The 19,820-nt window shown below is 69.1% G+C and carries 13 protein-coding genes and 2 pseudogenes; 5 read left to right on the top strand and 10 right to left on the bottom strand.

Annotation, left to right across the window (positions count from 1 at the left end):
* Nucleotides 1–749: 749 nt before the first annotated feature.
* Nucleotides 750–1,652, top strand: a pseudogene (locus ACIPEK_RS40200) (helicase associated domain-containing protein); the annotation flags it as partial.
* A gap of 415 nt (nucleotides 1,653–2,067) precedes the next feature.
* On the opposite strand, the pseudogene ACIPEK_RS40195 reads toward ACIPEK_RS40200, so the two are convergent.
* Together ACIPEK_RS40195 and ACIPEK_RS40190 are read right to left on the bottom strand one after the other, a co-directional pair.
* Nucleotides 2,068–3,244, bottom strand: a pseudogene (locus ACIPEK_RS40195) (Cmx/CmrA family chloramphenicol efflux MFS transporter).
* 182 nt (nucleotides 3,245–3,426) lie between these two features.
* Entirely contained in the window at nucleotides 3,427–3,846 is a 420-nt protein-coding gene (locus ACIPEK_RS40190) for a hypothetical protein (protein ID WP_402007010.1), read from the bottom strand.
* Between ACIPEK_RS40190 and ACIPEK_RS40185 the strand changes: the two genes are divergently transcribed.
* Nucleotides 3,845–5,032: a pyridoxal-phosphate dependent enzyme gene (locus ACIPEK_RS40185; protein ID WP_402007009.1), complete on the top strand. Its 1,188-nt coding sequence runs from the start codon at nucleotides 3,845–3,847 to the stop codon at nucleotides 5,030–5,032. The two genes, ACIPEK_RS40190 and ACIPEK_RS40185, sit on opposite strands and share 2 nt — an antisense overlap.
* Before the next feature lie 33 nt (nucleotides 5,033–5,065).
* Here the strand turns inward: ACIPEK_RS40185 and ACIPEK_RS40180 are convergent, their stop codons facing one another.
* Nucleotides 5,066–5,335 carry a hypothetical protein gene (locus tag ACIPEK_RS40180; protein ID WP_402007007.1) on the bottom strand — a complete coding sequence of 90 codons (270 nt, stop codon included), beginning with the start codon at nucleotides 5,333–5,335 and terminating at the stop codon, nucleotides 5,066–5,068.
* Between the two features lie 268 nt (nucleotides 5,336–5,603).
* Here ACIPEK_RS40180 and tpg point away from each other — a divergent pair, with 268 nt between their 5' ends.
* Nucleotides 5,604–6,161, top strand: a complete 558-nt coding sequence (gene tpg / locus ACIPEK_RS40175) for a telomere-protecting terminal protein Tpg (RefSeq protein ID WP_402007005.1) — start codon at nucleotides 5,604–5,606, stop codon at nucleotides 6,159–6,161.
* Nucleotides 6,162–6,193: 32 nt separating this feature from the next.
* Here the strand turns inward: tpg and ACIPEK_RS40170 are convergent, their stop codons facing one another.
* The 4 genes from ACIPEK_RS40170 to ACIPEK_RS40155 form a co-directional block, all read right to left on the bottom strand.
* Nucleotides 6,194–7,306, bottom strand: a complete 1,113-nt coding sequence (locus ACIPEK_RS40170; protein ID WP_402007003.1) for a hypothetical protein — start codon at nucleotides 7,304–7,306, stop codon at nucleotides 6,194–6,196.
* A 15-nt stretch (nucleotides 7,307–7,321) separates the two neighbouring features.
* The gene (locus tag ACIPEK_RS40165; RefSeq protein ID WP_402007001.1) at nucleotides 7,322–8,065 is read right to left on the bottom strand and encodes an AAA family ATPase; all 744 of its coding nucleotides are present in this window, start codon (nucleotides 8,063–8,065) and stop codon (nucleotides 7,322–7,324) included.
* Entirely contained in the window at nucleotides 8,065–9,675 is a 1,611-nt protein-coding gene (locus ACIPEK_RS40160) for a Mu transposase C-terminal domain-containing protein (protein WP_402007018.1), read from the bottom strand. The genes ACIPEK_RS40165 and ACIPEK_RS40160 overlap by 1 nt, the downstream gene beginning before the upstream one ends.
* 136 nt (nucleotides 9,676–9,811) lie before the next feature.
* On the bottom strand, nucleotides 9,812–11,041 hold the full coding sequence (locus ACIPEK_RS40155; protein WP_402006999.1) for an AAA family ATPase: 1,230 nt from the start codon (nucleotides 11,039–11,041) through the stop codon (nucleotides 9,812–9,814).
* 2,094 nt (nucleotides 11,042–13,135) lie between these two features.
* Between ACIPEK_RS40155 and ACIPEK_RS40150 the strand changes: the two genes are divergently transcribed.
* Nucleotides 13,136–13,348, top strand: a complete 213-nt coding sequence (locus tag ACIPEK_RS40150) for a hypothetical protein (RefSeq protein WP_402007016.1) — start codon at nucleotides 13,136–13,138, stop codon at nucleotides 13,346–13,348.
* A 584-nt stretch (nucleotides 13,349–13,932) separates the two neighbouring features.
* Here ACIPEK_RS40150 and ACIPEK_RS40145 read toward each other — a convergent pair.
* Nucleotides 13,933–14,487 (bottom strand): hypothetical protein, encoded by a 555-nt coding sequence (locus ACIPEK_RS40145; RefSeq protein ID WP_402006997.1) that lies wholly within the window; start codon nucleotides 14,485–14,487, stop codon nucleotides 13,933–13,935.
* Entirely contained in the window at nucleotides 14,484–15,047 is a 564-nt protein-coding gene (locus ACIPEK_RS40140) for a TetR/AcrR family transcriptional regulator (RefSeq protein WP_402006995.1), read from the bottom strand. The genes ACIPEK_RS40145 and ACIPEK_RS40140 overlap by 4 nt, the downstream gene beginning before the upstream one ends.
* A 302-nt stretch (nucleotides 15,048–15,349) precedes the next feature.
* Here ACIPEK_RS40140 and ACIPEK_RS40135 point away from each other — a divergent pair, with 302 nt between their 5' ends.
* Nucleotides 15,350–17,989 (top strand): Helicase associated domain protein, encoded by a 2,640-nt coding sequence (locus ACIPEK_RS40135; protein WP_402007014.1) that lies wholly within the window; start codon nucleotides 15,350–15,352, stop codon nucleotides 17,987–17,989.
* A 722-nt stretch (nucleotides 17,990–18,711) separates the two neighbouring features.
* Here the strand turns inward: ACIPEK_RS40135 and ACIPEK_RS40130 are convergent.
* Nucleotides 18,712–19,668 carry a protein NO VEIN domain-containing protein gene (locus ACIPEK_RS40130; RefSeq protein ID WP_402006993.1) on the bottom strand — a complete coding sequence of 319 codons (957 nt, stop codon included), beginning with the start codon at nucleotides 19,666–19,668 and terminating at the stop codon, nucleotides 18,712–18,714.
* Nucleotides 19,669–19,820: the final 152 nt, after the last annotated feature.

Below are 19,820 nucleotides of genomic sequence, written 5' to 3'. Positions count from 1 at the left end.
CGCCGCTACATCATCTGGCGAAACCGCAATGCCGACAACCGGCACCTACGCGCCGTCGTGGACAGGGCAAACGTTGCCTGATCCGGCACTAGGCTGCAGGTCAGTAAGCCTCGGCCCCGCGCGAGCGGGGGTGACTCGTGTGTCTTCTTCAGGTGAGTGAGGCTCTTGGACTCGGTCCCGCGCGAGCGGGGGTGACTCGTGTCTCTTCTTCAGGTGAGTGAGGCTCTTGGACTCGGCCCCGCGCGAGCGGGGGTGACTCCGAGTACGGCATGCACCGCCCCTTCACGACTGGCTCGGTCCCGCGCAAGCGGGGGTGACTCGTACACGGTGGCGCAGAGCAAACACCGCTCGCCCTGAGCCCCGCGCCAGCAGCGACTCGATTCACCGCCCGTACCGGGACCAAACCCTGACCTGAGCTTCGTGTGATAGCCGTGCAAGGGCCTGCGGCACACCGGCCTGGTCTGAGCCCCACGCGAACGTGGGTAGTTCGGCCAACGATCCCGGGCGAGCCAGTCTGCCAGAGGGTGTGCAACCCCCTCGATCGTGAATGACCCGCCCATAAGCGCAGGTCAACAGACCTGTCGTTTTGGGATTCTCACGTCGCTGAACAGGGATTTCTCACCAAGCGGCAGGCACTCTTCTCACTGAGTGCCGAGACGCCGTACATCGGCCAACCACTACGCCAAGAGTTTTCGCTCCCTTCGCTTGGACGTCTCAGTGAGAATCACCCCGGGCAGTGAAGTGAGAGTCAGCACCACATCACCGGCCTGCACGCCGTTCCGTATGACACGGAGACCGAGGTCGGCGTGACGAAGGCGTTCCCGCTCGGCAGGTGGGTGCACCAGCAGCGCCGTGCGTACCGCACCGGCGAACTCGACAACCACCGCAAGGAACTCCTCGACGCGCCCGAGGCCAGGATGGTCTGGGAACCCGGCGACGAAGCGTGGGAGACAAAACTCGCCGCACTCCGCTCCTACCACCGCGCCCACGGACACCTCGCCCCCCGACAGGACGCCCTATGGGGCGAAGGCGACAACGACCTGGTACCCATCGGGCAGCTCATGGCCAACCTGCGCAGGAGGGGCGGACTCGGCAAGGACCCGGAGCGGGCCGAGGACCGGGCACAACAGCTCACCGTGATCGACCCCGACTGGAACTGCCCCTGGCCACTAAACTGGCAACGCCACTACGCCGTACTCCACGACCTCGTCGACGCCGACGGCACACTGCCCGACATCCAGCCCGGTGTGCTCTTCGAAGGCGACGACCTCGGGAAATGGCTGGACCGGCAAAAGCAACCGAACACCTGGGCGCAGCTGTCCGACGAGCAGCAGGAGCGGCTGACCAGGCTCGGTGTCCAGCCCGCTAAGGCGCCGGCTCCCGCCCCGGCCGCCAAGAACACGGCGAAGGGACCGACCAAGGCGCAGCGGGCATTCCAGCGGGGCGTAGCGGCCCTCGCCCAATGGGTAAAGCGAGAAGGCACCGACCGGCCGGTACCACGCGGCCACAGCGAAACGATCACCGTCGACAGCGAAACCGAACCGGTAGTCGTCAAGCTCGGCGTATGGATTTCGAACACCAAGCAACGGCGGGACAAACTCACCCAAGAGCAACGGGCCGCGCTCGCGGAGCTGGGTGTGAAGTGGGCATGACGGCCGCTGGCGGCCGGACGCTGAACCGGACCGGCAGCGAAGGCACCGGGCGTCATCGCCCAGGGCTTCGGGCTTGCCCGTCGGCGTGGGGCGGGCCTGCAACACGCGCCCCAGAGGGCCGTTGGGTCAGTGTTTGAACTCGGAAGTCGTTCACCGAGCACATCCCCGCCCCGGGCCCGGCTGACTGAGCTGTGGTGTGCGGCCGGACGCCGGCGGCACCCGTAGATCTCGCTCAGCTGCGGCAGGCGCGCCACGGCGGAAGTGGTCCGGGGTTGCGCTGTTCCACGAAAGCCAAGGACGGGGGGCGTCGTGCTGTCGACAACCTGGGTTTCCCTGGCCTGGTCCTCCTGCTCGATGGGCTCGCCGGCCGGTGGCCCGCTCACCCGTCGGGGCAACGGGCCACCGAGCGCGACGGTCAGGAGTGGACCTCCGCCAAACGCCGCGCGGTGCTACTCCCGATCGCACGGGCCACGCCGCCGAGCGCGAGCGCGACCGTCACCAGGACCGCGCTGACCAGCAGCGGCGAGCGGAAACCGAGGTCCGCGCCCAGGGCGACGCCGCCGAGGGCCGGGCCGGCCGCGGCACCGACGTTCAGCGCCGCGGTGGCGAACCCGCCGGCCAGCGTCGGCGCGTCCGAAGCCGCGTAGAGAGCCTGCGCGATCAGGGTGGAGCCGACCGCGAACGAAAGCGCCCCCTGTACGAACACGAGCACCAGAGCGATGACCGGGTTGCCGGCCGTGAGGGCGAACAGGAGCCAACCGGCCAGCAGCGCCACGCCACCGACCGCCAGTACCTGGACGGGTCGGCTGTCCGACAGCCGGCCGCCGAGATTGACACCGATGAACGAGCCGATGCCGAACAGCGCCAACGTAACAGGCACCCACACGGTGCCGAGGCCGGCGACATGAGTGATCACCGGCGTCAGATACGTGAACGAACAGAACGTCGCGCCGTTGACACACGCACCGAGCACCAGCGTCACGATCAACCGCGGGGTGCGCAACGCCCGCAGCTCGTGACGGACACTCAGTGCGTCGGGGGCGGCGGGAGTCGCCGGCACCGAACGCAGGATGGCGATAACGGCGGGCGCGGAGATGACGGCCACGCCCCAGAACGCCGATCGCCAGCCCCAGAACTCGCTCAGTACGGCACCGAGGGGAACCCCCGCGACGCAGGCGAGAGTCACACCGCTCAGGAGCACCGATGTGGCCCGTCCCCTGGCCCTGGGACCGGCCATGCTCGCCGCGGTCGCGAGACCGACGGCCAGGAAGCCGGCGTTGGCCAGCGCGGCGATCACCCGCGTGACGAACAGAACCTCGAAGCTGCTGGTGAGGGCGCCGGCCACATGCGCCAGAAGGAAGGTGACCAAGAAGGTCAGCAGCGCCCGGCGGCGGGGCCAACGCAGGCTCAGCATGGCGACCAGCGGCGCACCGACGATCATGCCGACGGCGAAGGCCGAGGTGAGCGAGCCCACGGCCGGGATGGACACGCCGAGATCGGCGGCGATGTCCTGCACGAGACCGGAGAGGCATGAATTCCGATGTTCCCTGGGCAAAAACGGCCAGCCCGAGAACATAGACGGCAAATGGCATGAAGAGACTCCAACTACATCGCAGCTCAAAGGAGACGCGACACACGAACGATGTCGCGCAGAGGAGGCCCGGAAGACATCCAGGCGCAATCCCGCGATGCGGTTGATCCAACGGCAGATGCGCGACCCACTGCTCGGCTTCGGAGCAGAGTCGTCAGAGAGCTTTCGCGATCAGCCACCGGATCACCGGTGGCCAGCTTCTTTCCGCCTCAGGACTGGACACGCTCCACAACATAGCAACGCCCGGATCGCCGTGCCTGACGAATAGACACCCTGGCATCCCGGCGTCGAGACGCCGGCTCCGCTTGCCGTCTCTCCAGCGGCGCGCAGATGGGCGAGCATCTCGCCGTAGCGGTCGGCGTCCAGGGTGTAGCGGGCCGCCAGGTCGGTCAGGCCGATGTTCGCCGCGCCGGGCCGGTCGCGCTCGCGCAGCATGATCCGGCGCAGGTTGTCCTGGCCGACGCGAGCCAGACCGCGGCCGAAGCGGTCGCGGGGCGATCCGATCTCCGGCGGCGCGGCGGCGGAGATCGGATCGCCGACCCTTGGTCGATGAACGCGCCGATAGGCTCGAGGCGTGGCGACAGACGACTCTTTGGCAACCATGCAGCGATCACTGGGCGACCCAGCCATCAACTACCCGTTGTGGCCGCCGCTGACCGAGGGCTGTCCCAGGACCAGCACCAACGACATCGCCTACCCGGTCGAGGTCGACTACGACTATGACCAGGCCAGATCGGACCTCTTCTCCCCGGCCGACAGCACGACGCGGGGCACCGGCCTGGATCGGTGGGCACCACTGCTCCCGCCGCTGGCCGCGCCAGGCCTGGGCGAAGGGGGCACGCCGCTGATCGAACTCGAGCCCCAAGTCTTCATCAAGGATGAGTCACGCAACCCCACATGGAGCCACAAGGACCGCATGAACCGCTGCACCACCAGCGCCGCCGTGGGGGTCAACGCGCCGGGAATTGTGGTCGCCTCCTCCGGTAACCACGGCGCATCCGCAGCCGCTTTCGCAGCCCGTGCCGGCCTGCGGTGCGTCGTGTTCGCAGGCCCAGACATGCCACTGGCAGTCGACGCGTTCCTCAACGCCTACGAAGCGGTGGTACTGCCGGTGCCCTGGGCCGCTCGATGGCCGTTGATGCAGCAGGTCGTCGACCGCCTGGGCCTGCACCCGGTCAGCAACCTCACCCCAACGCACACCGGTCACGCCTTCGGTCCCGAGGGATACAAGACCATCGCCTACGAGATCTACCTGGACATCGGCGTTCCCGGAGCCGTATTCGTGCCCACCGGTTACGGCGAACTCCTCTTCGGTATCTGGAAGGGGTTCACCGAACTGCGACGTCTTGGCCTGACCGAACGCCTACCGCGCATGTTCGCTTGCGAACCTACTGCTGCAGCACCGCTCGCCCAGGCCATGCGTCAGGGCCTTCCGGCGGCGCACGTGGCCGTGGAACCGACCGATGCGTACTCGATCGTTTCCGCGGTCAGCGGCTACCGCGGGGTGGTCGCCGTCCGCGACAGCGGTGGCCAGGTGGTGGTCCTCAGCGACGAGCAGCTTGGAGCCGCCTGCAGCGAACTGGCTCGTGCCGGCCTGTGGACGGAACTCTCCAGCGCCGCCGGGCTCGCGGCGCTACGCACCGTCGAGATCCGCGACGAGCCGGTGGTTTGCATATCCACCTCCAGCGGGTTCAAGGACCGTAACGTCGGCTCCCGAAAGACCGAGAGCATCGCCCCTGAATGGGGAGAAGTGATGCACAGGCTGCATAACGCAGGGATCCACGAGTGACTTCGGCGCAGTGTGCGCTTCGGGCGGGCACTGTCACGTTGGCGAATGGCGTGGGTGGATCTTCGAGTTGATCATGTGGAGGGGGATCGTCCGCGGGGAGCGCGTCGCTGTCGGAGCAGGCGACTCCCGTCGGCGCGAGATGGTGACCCGGACCGGGACGACGTCGGTCACCGGGTGGCGGTGCACGGGAACGTACAGGCCCCAGTCGGCGTCACCGGCTGTGAGCCAGCCTCCGGCCCACGGGGCGTCGGTGGTCTTCAGCACGCGACCGGCGAGTGGGCCGTCCAGGAGTCGACCGATCACAGCGCTACCTCCATCCGGCGGGACTATCCCGCCTCACCCTTGGTGGGACTCGGTACCGAAGGACAGCACCGGGGCGCTGGCGACATCCGTCCTGACGCGCGCCGCCAGCTTGTCGCCGGTGCTCCCCCAAGAGGGCTCGTAGCCTGCGTCAGCCGACGCTGTCCCGAGAATGCAGAAACTGGCAGGCAAGGGGTGGGCGATGCGGGAGAACTGACGCTACGGACTGCGGGGTGCTGGCCCTGCCGACTGGCCGCTTGGAGAGGCGGACGTGGGACAGATCGAGCAGGGATTGGAGCGTGCGTTGCGCACCCGGCCCATTCCCTCAAGCACTGAGGCCCGCCTGCGATTTCTGCTGACGACGCACCGGGGTTCCACCCGGAAGGTGGCCACGGTGCTGGGGGTGTCGCAGCGCACTGTGCAGCGGTGGGTGACAAAGAGATCCGGAGCACGTCGTCCGCCGGGTCCGCTGCAGGTCCGGGCGATCGAGGAAGCGGTTCTGGCTCGGTGGCAGCCCCGGGTACGGGCCCGTCGGCGTGCCCAGGCAGAGGCGGAGGGCTTCGTCTTCCACACCCGTGCACGATTCGGGTTCACGGCTCCTGCGGGATCCTCGGACGATCCGCGGGTGCGGTGGATCACCCAGGACCTGCCAGGAGAGGTAGCCCGGGAGCTATTCGCCGCTCGGGATGCCGGCGCGGGCGAGCAGCAGCAGACGGTGATCCTGGCCCGGGCGCTGGGACACGCCTACTTTCGCGAATGGGGCCGCCGGGCCCACGGGCTGCACATCGCTTTCAGCGACGTCGAGTTCGCCGACTTCTCGATCGGCTGAGGCTGACTCTTCGAGCGACCGCGTCAGGGGGTTCAGCGTCGCGAGGGCCTGACGCGGCTGGCCGGCGTCGCTTCGTACCTCTCGGCTTCCTGCCGCTCGCGCCAGTCCCACTCCACACGGCCGACCGGGCCTTTGCGGCGGGCTGCGGGCGGCTGTGGCGGGCGCAGCCTGGCCGTCTCCGCCACGCGCAGCAGGTGCCCACGGTCGCCTGGCGCGGCGAGCAGTTCCTGCTCCTCGCTGGATACCAGCCGGGTGAAGCAGGCCGCAGCCCGCAGGAAGACGCCCGCCCAGGGCGGTACGGGGTAGGCGGCGCAGCCGTCGGTGTAGCGGGCGTGGTCGTGCAGGGCGAGCGTGGCCGCGGCGTCGTCGTAGTCGCGGGGGCGTGCGGTGGCGAGTTGCTGGAGGGAGGCGCCGGTGGTCAGTGCGGCGGCGACAGCCGCGGCGAGGTGGGGATGTGCGGTCGCCGCGTGCAGCCGGTGGGCGACCTGCTGGGCAATGTGCGCGGTGAGCGGCACGGGCGGTGGGCGGTGCCGCCAGACGATCGGGGGCGGCGTGCACGGGGCGGTGCAGGGGCGGGGGCTGTCGTAGGAGACGAGGCGGTCCAGTGCGGGCAGGGTGAGCCACCGACTGACCGGCCCGGCGGGCTCGTCTGCCGGCGAGGGTTCGGTGATAGGCGTGCCGTAGTAGTGGCGGCGGGCTGCCTCGAAGTCGGCGGTGACGGTGTAGTCGGCCGTCCGCAGGGCCTGGTGCAGAGCGGCGGGAAGGTGAGGGCGGTGGCAGACCAAGGTCAGGTGGATACCGGTGAGGGCATGCAGCCGCAGGAGGCGCATCGCGCGACGGGCGGTGAGGCGGTGGGCGCGCAGGACGGTCAGCCGGGTGACGGGCAGGGCGGTCATCCAGGCGGCAGCGGCTTCCCAGGCGGGCTGACGCCCGGCGGGGAAACGGCCCGGGAGCAGGGGCGGTTTGCCCAGGGCGGCGAGAAGGTCGTGGGCGAGGCCGGTCTCGCTGGTAGTACCCGGGCCGGGGTGCAGGGTGATCCGGCCGGACGGCGGGTGGTGGGCGGCCAGGGCGGTGTGCGTGTGCAGCGCGTCGTCGTGGCGGTCGAGAATCACGGTGACGGGCGGCAGCGGCGGGGCGGGAGGCATGGGCGGTGTAGGTGGTCAGGCAAGGCGGCTGAAGGCCCAGCGCAGCAGTTCCTGGTCGACGCGGGGGCGGCCGGTGCGGGCCAGAGCGGTGCGAGTGTGGGCGGTCAGCTGGGCCCAGGCGCGGAAGTTGCCGTGCGCGGCGTGGCTATCGGCGAAGGCGATGTCATCGGGGTCAGCGTCGGCCCAGATCGGGTGGAACAAGGGGATGACGTCGAGGACCTCGCTGGGGGTGAGGCGGGTGAAGTGCTGCCAGATGAAGATGCGGGAGGAGAGCATCGGTTCGCGGCGCAGCACGGTGTGGCAGCCCTCGCCGCCGACGAAGATGATGGCGAGCTGGGTTGAGGGTTCGTCCCAGAGGTAGCGGAAGTATTCGAACGCTTCCCCGTTGAGCCACTGGGCCTCATCCACGAGGAAGGTACGGGGGCGTTCGGCCAGAGCTGTTTTCAGCAGTCGGTCGAATTCGCTGGGGTGGCGCGGTGGTTCACCGGCCAGGTCGAGTGCGGTGAACAGTTCGTAGCGTACTGCGCGGGCGGTGGGGCGGGCGCGGAAAGTGACCCGGTGGACGTCCTCGCCGGGTTCGAGTTCGCGCAGGCAGGTGTTGACGGCGAGGGTCTTGCCGAAGCCGGCGCCGCCGTGGATGCACATCATGGCGCGGGCGGCGACGGTGTCGGTGATGCTCTCCCGGGCGGTGAGCAGGGCGCGGGTGGTGACCACGGACGCATCGGGCAGGTCGACGTACTGGTAGGTGGCCGCGGTCATCAGGTGTCTCCGTCTTCGTCGGTGGTGGGACGTGCGGCCCGCCCGTCGCGGCGGTCCGGGGCGGTCTCTTCATCGCCACCGGACGGGAGCGGGCCGGGCTGGCCTGGCGTGGTCAGCGCGGTCAGGGAAGCAGGAGTGCGCCACCCGGCCGGAGGGGCGGCCGGCGGGATGAGGTCCGGCAGCGCCAAGTCCGACAGGTCGGAGTCGGTGGCCTGGGCGAGTTCGGCCCCGGCCTGGGCAGTGGTCAGGGCGCCGAGCCGCTGTGGGGCTTCGGCCTGGGTGGCGGCGGCGTAGCGCTCGCGCTGGGAGGCCTCCAGGTCCTTCTTCAGACGGCGGGCGCGGGCCGCCCGCGCCCGCCGTACAGCGCTGATCTCTTCCTCGGTGGCCTGGTCGGCCAGGTCCGCAGGACCCAGGTATCGGCCGGTGGCCGCGTGGTAGACCTCGATGCGGTGGTCGTGGTGCGGCATGAAACGGACCCGGACCTGGATCCCGGCCTGCCCGGTCATCCACGCCCCCACGTAGTCGCGTTTCCTGAAGCGGATACCGCGGGTGGTCAGCGTGCGGGTACCGGCCTCTTCCAGGGTGAACGTCCACAGATCCGTAGCCGGCACGTCCCGCAGCGGGGTGGGATCGTCCTGCCACGCCTCAAGCGGAGTCTTGCCCCGTAAGGGCGCGGGGCAGTGCTCGGTGTTCCACCACCGTGTCCAGTCCAGCAGCCGGGCGGTGAAGTCCTCGAAGCCGAGCAGCACCTCGTCCTTCGGTCGGGACGGGCGTTTACCCGGGCGCGGCTGGCGGGCGTAGCCGGGCAGCGCGGCTAGGAACATGCCTTCTACCGACCGGTTGAGGCCCTCGACGGTGCCTTTGAGGTGGGGGGTGTAGGCGGGCAGGTCCTCCACGGTGACGTCCAGGAGGTCGAACGCGGCGGTCACCGTCCGGGACAAGAAGTCCTTGCCGCGGTCCACCCGCACCTTCTCCGGCAGACCGCCGAACGGGCCGTAGGGGTCCTCACGCAGGACCGCGGAGCGCAGCGCGGCCAGCACCGACTCCCGCGAGGGATGTATCGGGGTGACGGCGACGCCGGTGATCGCGTTGGTGGCGCAGTCAGTGAACCAGGTGATCCACGGTCTGCGGGCGGTGCCGTCAACGTCGATGAGCACGGGGGCCTGCATGTGGTCGGTCTCCCACACGTGGTTGCGCCAGCTCCGTGGCCGGGCCAGGAACACATCGTGTTTCCGTGCGGCCCGTTCCCCTCCCGCGAGCCCGGCCCGCTCCCCCGGCGTCAGATCCCGGCGGATCGCGCGGTGCAGCGTTGTCAGCGAGGGTGGGTCCGCAGGCGGGGACTGCCGAGCGGCACGCACGACCAGCTCGCGATGAACTGCCCGCACGTTCCCCTTCCACAGTGCGAGCAGGCCACGGACTTCGGGCGTGATCGTGAACCTGGCGTCGGCTCGGGATCGGGCGCCGGGGTAGGCGGCTGCGGTCTCATCGCTCTGAGCAGCTGCCAGCCAGCGCCACACCGTGCGCTCCGATGCCCCCAGCGCGTCCGCAGCCACCCGTACGTGACCTGCTGTCAGGTTTCCCCCGACCCGCAGGGCGAGCAGCCTCCGCACCGCAGGGCCACGCATTGCCATCCTCGACGCCGCGGGCAGCCCGCCGGCTGCACGGACAGCGTCACCGTCCTCCATGCCAGTTCCCCTCATGCGGGTGGGTCGTCGTGTGTGCTGGCCGCCGGAGCGTGCGCCGGGTTCACAGCGGCGGCGCGACCCGCTGGCACAGCCGCCCCAGCAAGGCCCGGTTGGCAACCGCGTCAGCAGTGATGAGCAACGCGTTCTGCAGGTGTGTGGTCAAAGCGGCCCAAGTGCGGAGCGTGCCGTGCGCAGACGTCTGGTCGATCCATGCCAGATCCTCGGCCGAGACAGTGCGCCACAGCGGATGGAAGCCGGTCACCACGGTCGTCACTTCCGTTACGGCCAGACGTGGAACCTCCTGCCACGCACCGATACGCGACGCCAACTGCGGCAGCCGGGCCAGCGCCCGCTCGGTGCCAGCCCCGCACAGCACCAGCGTGATCCGTGTGCCCGGGTGGTCCCACAGGCTCTGGAGGTACTCCAGGCACGGCACGGGCAGGCGCTGTGCCTCATCGATCACGAGCACCCGCGCCTCGCTCAGAGCCCCCGCGACTACGGCGTCGGCGAGCGCCGATGTGTGCGGGAAGCGGCCCGGCAGTGCCAGAGCGTCGAACACCGCCCGCCTCATGCCGGCCACCGACGGGCGCACCGGCACCGGCACCCACGTCACCTTCCAGCCCGCGGGCACCTCGCTGAGCGCCATCCGAACGGCCGCGGTCTTGCCCCGGCCCGGGTCGCCGAACACACACACCGCGCCCTCGGCCGCCATCGCCTGCCCGACCGCCTCGGCCACCGCACGCACCGACGACGTCCACACCAGTTGCGCTCCCGCCGGCAACGCCACCCCCGCCACCGCACCGCTCTCCCCCGACGGCAGGACTGCGGACGCCGCCGTCGGCACGGAGCGCGGCAGCCGGAGCGCGGCAGCCTTCGCCACGTCATCCTCACGCGGCCCGGCCAGGTCGAGGTCAGCCAGTGCCTGCCGCGTTTGCTGCTCCTCCCGCTCCCGCCGCACCACCACGCGATCCGGCAGCACCCGGCCGGCCTCCAAGTCCCGGCGCACCACCCGGTGCAACGACGCCAGCGAGGGCACCTCTCCCCCGGCATCCTTCAGGTGCCGGTGCAGCACCGACACATTCCCGCCCGCCTGCGTCAGCACCTCCCACGCCTGGTCGGACAACTCCAGCCGCGCCCGCGGCCGCCGCCCCACACGGCCCTCCGACCGCGCCGCCCCCAGCCAGCGCCACACCGTCCGCACAGTCACCCCATCGACCTGGGCGCCCGCACGCACGTGCGCCGTGGTCAGCGCCCCGGCCGCATCGAGCTCCAGCAACCGCGCGACCAGCACCGGCCTGGACACCCTCAACCCCGCCGTAACCTCACCCCACGCGCCTGACTCCCCCACCCCACGTCCTTCCCCCGGCGGACACCGACACCGACCACCGTGCCGCCGCGCAGCAATCGAAGGATCAGAAGTGCCGTTCCCGAGACAGCGGCACGGGGCGGGGTGTACCGCCCCATGACAGCCACACCCTCCCCAGGTACCGCCCCGTGTCAGTGACCACGCCCTCGCTCAACACCCCACCAGCGAAACAGCCTCAACCTGGCATATCGCCACTGCACCAGACCGGCACATCGCAGCTGGGTCCGGTCGCACCGTCACCGGGCCCGGGAAGGGCCCCGGGCGCCGCGGAGCGCCGACGGCGATGAGGGCCAGCTGCGGGACAGCTCGACCGGCCGGGCCACGGGGCGGCCAGGGAGCAAGTTCCCTACGGCTACGCCGTGTTCCTGCAGGTCAGAGAGCCGTGGAGACTTCGGTCCCGAGAAGTTCAAAGTTTTTTCAGATCTTGTGTGACATTCGCAGTTTTCCCCGCACATGAGCCCGTACAACAAGTCGACTGCGTCTCCAAACTACGCGCGACAAAAGCAGATTGTCGCCCGCTCGGCGCGGTCCAGAACCGGGGAGATTTTTATGCTTACGGACGAGATCACTCAGGCCGTGGACGCCTGCCTGGCCACCGACCGAGCAGACCGCATACAGCAGGGCGCCGCCCTGGTCGAAGAACTGGCTCACTACGGCCTCGACGGCCCGGAGTACATGAAGTTCCGTAACGAGCTGTGGGCGCAGAGCGAGCCGATCCTGAAGGGCGTGATCCGCAACGGCAAGCTCGGCCAACTCGCGATCAAGCGCCACCGCGAGCGGGGCATCGCTCTCTGGATCAGCCCCGAGGACGCCGCCACCCTGAAGGCCGACGCAGCCGCCCGCGACGAGATCCTTATCGAGATGCAGATCAAGGCGCTGAAGACGTTCCGGCGCAAGGCGCTGATCGAGAAGGAATGGGACCCGAACTACGGCGGCCCCCGTGGGGCCAGCTGCCTGATGACGTACTACATCCACACGTGCATCTGGGAGTTCGGGCGGGTGTTCAAGAAGTGGGCGCAGGAGCAGGTCCGCTGGCACGAGCTGCACGCACTCAGCGACTTCGGGGAGGAGACGCCGGGCGGGCGCAGGGGAATCGCAGGCCTGCTCCAGGCATCCGGCTACCTGGTCGAGCCCGAGGCCTTCGTCACCATCTTCGAAGAGATCCTGGACGAGCAGAAGCGGGAGACCCAGGCGGTCATCCGGCTGACCATCGACGGGTACCCGGACACCGAGATCGCGGACAAGCTGAAGATCACCAACGCGGCAGTGCGCATGCGCAAGAGCCGCTTCCGGGAGGTCATCTACCAGGCCGCCCGGGAGCGGCGCATCTGGATCCCCGAGCAGCTCCACGCCGCCGGGGTACCGCCCCTCACCGGGACGGCGCCCCGGCCCGTGCCACCGCACCGAAGCGGCAGGACCCTTCACCGGGGGGGCGCGTGCGGGCATCCAGACACGGTCGGCGGTGGGGGCGTGGAGGCAGAGTTGAACGGCGGCCAGGTCGACGGCGTCACGGATGTTCAGACCTGGGTCGTCCGCGTCGGCTGCTGCTGTGGCGCGCAGGGTGTCCGCGCGGTGGTGGAGCCGGTCGGCGAGGTGGCGTTGCTCTGCGGTGAGGGCGCGGCGGGCGCGAGGGACGGGAGGCGGAACAAGGGGTGGGACGGGGCGGCGGTATCCGCCGCGGGAACGGTCCGGGGTGGGCTTGGCCACCGACACCCACCACGGTGCAGCCGTACAGCCCTCGGAAGGATCAGAAGTACCGTTCTCAAGACAGCGCCACGGGGCGCGGTGTACTGCCCCATGACAGCAGTGTTCCTCGCATGCACCGCTCCACGGCAGTCACCTTCTCTCCCATTCAACGCTCGGACAGCGAAAACACCCCGGCCTGACATACCGTCACTGACACCCAACCACCGACATCAACCCGGCACATCGCGTCGAGTTGTCCTGTTGCGTACTGTCGTTGCCCAACATGCCTTCATACGCTGGCAGTTCACCTATCCGCCCATTTCAGGGGGTGTCGTGCCAGCCGACACGATGTACTGCTACACCTGCGAATCTGACGAACAGCACCGTCGCCTCAATGCCACGGAGAAAGACTGGCTCAAGAAGCGCACAGGCCGGAGGACCGTCGAGGAGTTCTTCATGTGCAAGGCGCCGGGCTGCCGCAATCTGCGGACCGGTTTCAACAAGCGCCCCTTCGAGCCTGTCATCCGGGTGCCCTTGCCCGACTGACCCCTCGCGGGACAGCAGACCCGCCGACACACCCTGCCGGGCGAGCCGGAGCAGCGTCCCCGTCCCTGCTGCTGCGTTTGATTCCGGCGCGGCGTCAGCCGCCGCCGGAGGTGCCAGCCCCGCGCTCCGAGCCGATGCTGCCCCTCGAATCCGGCCTTGACGCGCCCGGCACCCCGCCGGCGGCTGCGGAGCCGGATCTCGACTGGTGGCCTGCGCCCGCAACCGGCGTGCCGGAATGGGCCGTCGACGCCGACTCGGCACCCCCTCCCGGGGCGGCCGACACATCAGAAACCGCTGTACGCCCCTCCGGGCCGCAAACGGCAGCCGCCCCGAACTGGGCCCGGGACGGCTGACAGGCGCTCAGAGAGCGCTACAGAGGCACTTGTAGGATCTCGGGGAGCTGAGATGACACCCGCTCTTCAGTGCGACTTGGGCTGCGGGAGGGGACGCCCGAATGGCCTCCGCGCGCACTCGCCGTGCGCAGAATCAGGGGTTGAGCAACACCTTGATCGCGGTGATCATCGACTGTCCGGTACCGCGCGCCACAGGTCGGAGCCACAGACGCACGAGGCAACGACCTCAAGTCAGGCCGGCACCGGCGCGGGCTGGACCCGCTTCGCGTCCCAGGCCAGCCACACGCAGGCGGCCGCGAGCAGTACGCCGTGCGCGATCCGCAGCGCGGGCGGACCGAAGAACTGCGGCAGGAACAGCCCGAATCCGACCGCGAACAGGATCGCCGGCACCGTGCGCATCCGGGCCGCGACGAGGATCGCGGCCGCCGCCATGGTCAGCAACCCGAGCCCGAACATCGTCATCGCGAACGGGTTGTAGCGCACGTCCTCGGCCAGGTCGAGGACGTTCGACTGGTTGGCCATCGCATGCAGGCCGAAGTCCTCGGCGCCGTAGTACGGCAGCGTCAGGCCGGCGCCGATCCAGAACACGATCGCCGCCACGCGGTTGATCGACAGCAGTGCAATCGCAACCAGGATGAACCCGATCATCGCGCACAGGTGCGCGACGATCCACGCGGTAGAGCCCATCGCGGCGGCGGCACCCGAGGTGGTGGACTCGTCCTCCCACGGGCGGAGGGCGGGGTAGAGCAGGAACAGTACGCCTGCGACGGACAGCGGGATCCTCATGATTCGCTCCTCAGGCTGGCGAGATACATCTGGATGAGCTGGTCGTAGGTGTCGTCGAGGTCTTCCGGCAGGCCGAAGCCGTCCCCGGATTCGATGGACACGAAGCCGTGCACGAGCACCCGCAGGCGCCGGGTCGCGTGCACGGCCGCCGAGCCCTCGAGCCCGTAGCCGCGCAGCGTGGCATACATGACGCTGACGAGCTTCGCGCCGGCCGCCTCCTGGATCGGGTCGTGCAGCGGGTCCATCGGCAGCGCGGCGTACCGCTTCGGGTGCGCGGCGCCGTACGCACGGTAGGCGCGCATCAACCCAGTGACCGCCTCGTCGCCGCCGGTGCCCAGGACGGTCGTCGCGATCCGGTCGGTCATGTCCTCCAGTACCCGTGCTCCGACAAGCGTCTTCAGTTCGCCGAGGCTCGCCACGTGCTTGTAGAGCGACGGCGTGGCGACCCCGCAGCCGTGCGCCACGGCGGCGAGCGTGAGGCCGTCCGGCCCGTGCTCGTCCACGATGCCGAGCGCCACGTCGACCACGGCGGCCGGCGTCAGCGACCTCTTAACAACCATAGCTCAGAGGCTAACGTCATTAGCCAAGGACGTCAATCGGCACCGGAGCCGGCGAGTGGATGATTCGGACCGTGGCGTAGCGGCCGCGACGGTGGACCAGGTGACACCGACCATCGTGCCGCCGCACAGCCACCGAAGGATCAGAAGTGCCGTTCTCAAGACAGTGGAGCGGAGTGGGGTGTACCGCCCCATGACAGCCAGTCCCGCTACAGATACCGGCCCATGGCAGTGACGCTCTCCTTCATAAACGCCTGAACAGGGGAAACACCCCGGCCTGACCTGTCGTCACTGACACCCGCTCACTGACACCAAACCGGCACATCGCACGTAAGTGGGTGGGATTCCCTGCAAGATCATCTGTCCCGACCCAGGGAGCACGCGCCACCGTCGTGTCAGCGACCGGCTCCGGGAAGACGATCACTGCCGCAGCCGCCGCCCTGGACAACTTCCAGAACGGGCGGATCCTCGTCATGGTCCCCACTTTGGATCTTCTGGTGCAGACCGCACAAGCGTGGCGCCGGGTCGGCCACACCGCGCCCATGGTCGCGGTGTGTTCGCTGGAGAAGGATGACGTCCTGGAGCAGCTCGGGGTGAACACGACCACGAACCCCATCCAAATGGCCCTGTGGGCCGGACACGGGCCCGTGGTGGTGTTCGCCACGTACGCCTCTCTCGTGGACCGGGAAAACGTCGATGCCCCGTTGGGTCAGCAGAAGGTGCGGGGGCCGCTGGAGGCCGCTCTCGCGGGTGGTGAGCGGCTGTACGGACAGTCCATGGACGGGTTCGACCTCGCGGTCATCGACGAGGCGCATGCTACGGCTGGTGATCTTGGTCGGCCGTGGGCGGCGATCCACGACAACACCCGCATCCCCGCGGACTTCCGCCTCTACCTCACCGCTACTCCGCGCATTCTGGCGGCGGCGCGGCCGCAGAAGGGCAAGGACGGCAAAGAGCTGGAGATCGCGAGCATGACCAGCGATCCGGCAGGCCCCTACGGCGAATGGGTCCACGAGCTGGGTCTCTCGGAGAGCGTCGAGCGGGGCGTCCTTGCCGGATTTGAGATCGACGTGATCGAGATCCGTGACCCCGAGCCGGTCCTCGGCATGTCCGAGGAAGCACTTCGGGGCCGGCGGCTCGCCCTGCTCCAGACCGCGCTGCTGGAGCACGCGGCCGCGCACAACCTCCGCACCGTGCTGACCTTCCACCAGCGGGTCGAGGAAGCCCGTGCCTTCGCGGAGAAACTCCCCGAGACCGCCGCCGAGCTCTACGCCACCGAAGCATCCGACCAGTTCCTCAAGGACGCAGCCCGGCTGCCGGCTTCTTCGATCGATGCGGAACTTTACGACCTGGAGCCCTACCGCCATGTTCCTCCGGAGCGGGTCTGGGCGCAGTGGCTGTGCGGCGACCACCTCGTGAGCGAGCGGCGCGAAGTTCTGCGGCAGTTCGCCAACGGGATCGACGCCGACGATCGCCGAGTGCACCGGGCGTTCCTCGCCTCCGTCCGAATCCTCGGGGAAGGCGTCGACATCGTCGGCGAGCGAGGTGTCGAAGCCGTGTGCTTCGCGGACACGCGTGGGTCGCAGGTCGAGATCGTCCAGAACATCGGCCGCGCGCTCAGGCCCAACCCCGACGGGGCGACAAAGGTCGCCAGGATCATCGTGCCCGTCTTCCTGGAACCCGGCGAAGACCCCACCGACATGGTCGCCTCCGCCTCGTTTGCACCCCTTGTCGCTCTGCTTCAAGGGCTGCGCTCCCATGATGAACGTCTGGTCGAGCAGCTCGCATCCCGCGCCCTGACGCGGAGCAGCAGGCAACGACCGGTCCATGTAAAGCGAGATGAGGACGGACGGATCACCGGAGCCGAGGGTGCCGGTGAGGGTGAGGTCGTCGAGCTGGAGGACGGGACCGAAGCCGTCGTCGAGGCCGCGCTGCTGCACTTCTCGACACCTCGTGATCCTGCGACGATCGCGGCGTTCTTGCGGACCCGGGTGTTCCGGCCCGAGTCGCTGGTGTGGTTGGACGGCTACCAGGCCCTCCGCCGGTGGAGGGAGGAACACGAGATCACCGGGCTGTACGCGGTGCCCTACGACACCATGGTCGAGGTCGGTGTCACCCGGTTCCCGCTGGGGCGGTGGGTCCACCAGCAACGGCGTGCGCACCGGGCCGGTGAACTCGACACCCACCGCAAAGAACTCCTCGACCAGGAGGGGATGGTCTGGGAGCCGGGCGACGAAGCGTGGGAGACGAAGCTCGCCGCGCTCCGGTCGTTCCACCGGGCCCACGGGCACCTGGCGCCGCGGCAGGACGCCGTATGGGGCGAAGCCGACGACGAGCTGGTGGCGATCGGGCAGCTCATGGCCAACCTCCGGCGCAAAGACGGCCTCGGCAAAGACCAGGAACGTGCCGGGACACGGGCCCAGCAGCTGGCCGCGATCGATGAGGACTGGAACTGTTCCTGGCCTCTCGATTGGCAACGGCACTACCGGGTCCTCGCCGACCTCGCCGACACCGAAGCCGACGGCACCCTCCCCGACATCCAGCCCGGCGTCCTCTTCGAAGGCGACGACCTCGGGAAATGGCTCGCGCAGCAGCGCAGGGCACACACCTGGGCGCAGCTCACCGGTGTGCAGCAGGAACGGCTGACCGGGCTCGGCGTGACACCCGAAGAGCCCCAGCCGGCACCGGTGAAAGCAGGGGCGGCCAAGGAAGCGGGTGGTCTGTCGGCACCGTTCCGGCGAGGAGTCGCAGCCCTCGCCCAATACCTCCACCGCGAAGGACACGAGCGGCCAGTCCCGAGGAAGCATGAAGAGCCCGTCGAGGTCGACGGCCAGGAGCATGTCGTGAAGCTCGGCGTGTTCATCAGCAACACCAAAAGCCGCCGCGACCGGCTCACCCCGGAGCAGCACGCCGCCCTCGCCGAGCTCGGGGTGGAGTGGGCGTAGGACGCTGGAACAGGGCCGGAGCCAGCCTGCCGGGTGGCGTGGGCGCGGTGGGTCAGGAGCCAGCGCCGATTCGGCTGAACGCCCAGCGCAGCATGTCCTGGTCGACGTGAGTGCGACCGGTGCGGTGGAGGGCTGTGTGGGTGTGGGCGGTCAGGCGGGCCCAGTTGCGGAAGTTTCCGTGGGCAGCGTGCTGGTCGGCGAAGGCGATGTCGCCGGGGTCAGCATCTGACCTCCTCTCAGGGCGAAGACGGGGCGGAAGCGCCACTGCGTTGAAAGGGATGCCTCGATGGAAAAGAAAACACTTCGTCCGCACCAGAGAAAGGCTGTGGGTGCGGTTATCTGAGCTCTCGGATGTCCTGCAAGATCACTTGTGCCCGAGCGGGGGCTTCGGACACAAGTGATCACGGCGACCGGGTTCGGGAAGAGTCTCGTCGCCGTGCGCAGCTCGGAGGAGCTCCACGCGGGGCGTGTGCTGGTGCTCGTGCCGTCGCTGGACCTGCTTCGCCCAGACCGAGGCCGCGTGGCGCGAGGGCGGCCGCACGGGCCCGATGATCGGGGTCTCTTCCCTGCGGGGAGGAGAGGCGGGCTTCCCCAACACCACGGATACCGGTTCGTTCCGGGCGGGCTGTTGGGAGATGTCGTGGTGAGAGGTTCCTGACCGCAGGACAGGTGACCGGGCGTCAGCCTTCGGCCGCCTCCCTGCAGCCAGACGCTCAGCCGGTTCAGTCCGGGAGCCGGTACTCGTACTTACGGGGCCTCAGGTCTTCCTCGGCCGGCTCCCAGTCGGTGTAGTGAGAGACCGTGCCCTCACTGGCCGTGTACGGGTCGGTAAGGGTATTCACCTTGATGTCGCTGACAACGTAGAGGTCGACGGTGTTGTCCTTGTCCCGGGCATGCAGCACCTCATTGATGGTCAGCTCCACGCTCGTCGGGGCCCCGGTCGTGCCCTTGACCTCGACGTGGCGCTCCTCCGTGCCGCGGGTGCAGCGCAGGTCGTAGGGCTTGCCCAGCTTCTCGACCGTCCAGCCGTCCTTCTCGTAGTGGGCAACCGCGTGGTTCTCGGCGTGCAGTTCTATGGCTTTGCGCTTCTTGGGGTCGGAGATGTAGCCGGCGCCGCGGCGGCGGCGCTGGGGCTTCTTCTTGCCCTCGACCTGCTCGGCCGTGAAGCCCGGTGACTTGTCCAGGGGAACGTCTTCGGGCTCGTCGGGGTCGAAGGGAATCCCGGCGAGCTCCAGGAGGCGCTGGGCGGGCATCTGGACGAGCTTGCCCATGCCCCGGTCGGTGCCCGAGCGGCGAAGGGCGTCGCTGCCGGCCTCGGTGAGCGGGCCGTCCGGGCCCAGGGGGACGTTCTCGAGCTTGGCCAGCGGCTCGATACCGAAGCGCTGGGGGTACTTCAGGCGCTGCTCTGCTTCCTCGTCGGGCCAGTGCCAGGACCTGCCTTCGTAGAAGCCGCCGCGGACCTGGAAGAGGTAGAGGGTGGCGGTGTCCTGCAGCCAGTTCTCGAGCTGGACCCGCGGCGAGGCACCGGTGGCCAGGAGTGCGAACTGAGGGTGGGCGTCCTCGTATTCGGGCTTCTTCTCCGGGAAGCCCCAGGAGAGCGTCTCGATGCCGTGCTCGAGGTTGCGCTGGGACTCCGTGCTTTGGCCCACGTGGACCATGACGAACGTCGAACTCTTCATGCAGGGCATCATAAGCATGCCCTTATCGAGCCGTCGATAGGATTTTGGTTTGGTAGTCTGCGCGGGTCAGGTTCCAGCAGATGACGACAACTCACAGCCTAGAGACGGCCACTGACAACCCGGCAGCTCCGCCGTCCGGAGCACGTCACGGC

Origin of the sequence: Streptomyces sp. NPDC088246 (genome assembly GCF_044741025.1) — a bacterium.
Taxonomy (GTDB): Bacteria; Actinomycetota; Actinomycetes; order Streptomycetales; family Streptomycetaceae; genus Streptomyces.
This window is presented reverse-complemented; position numbering and strand designations above follow the sequence as displayed.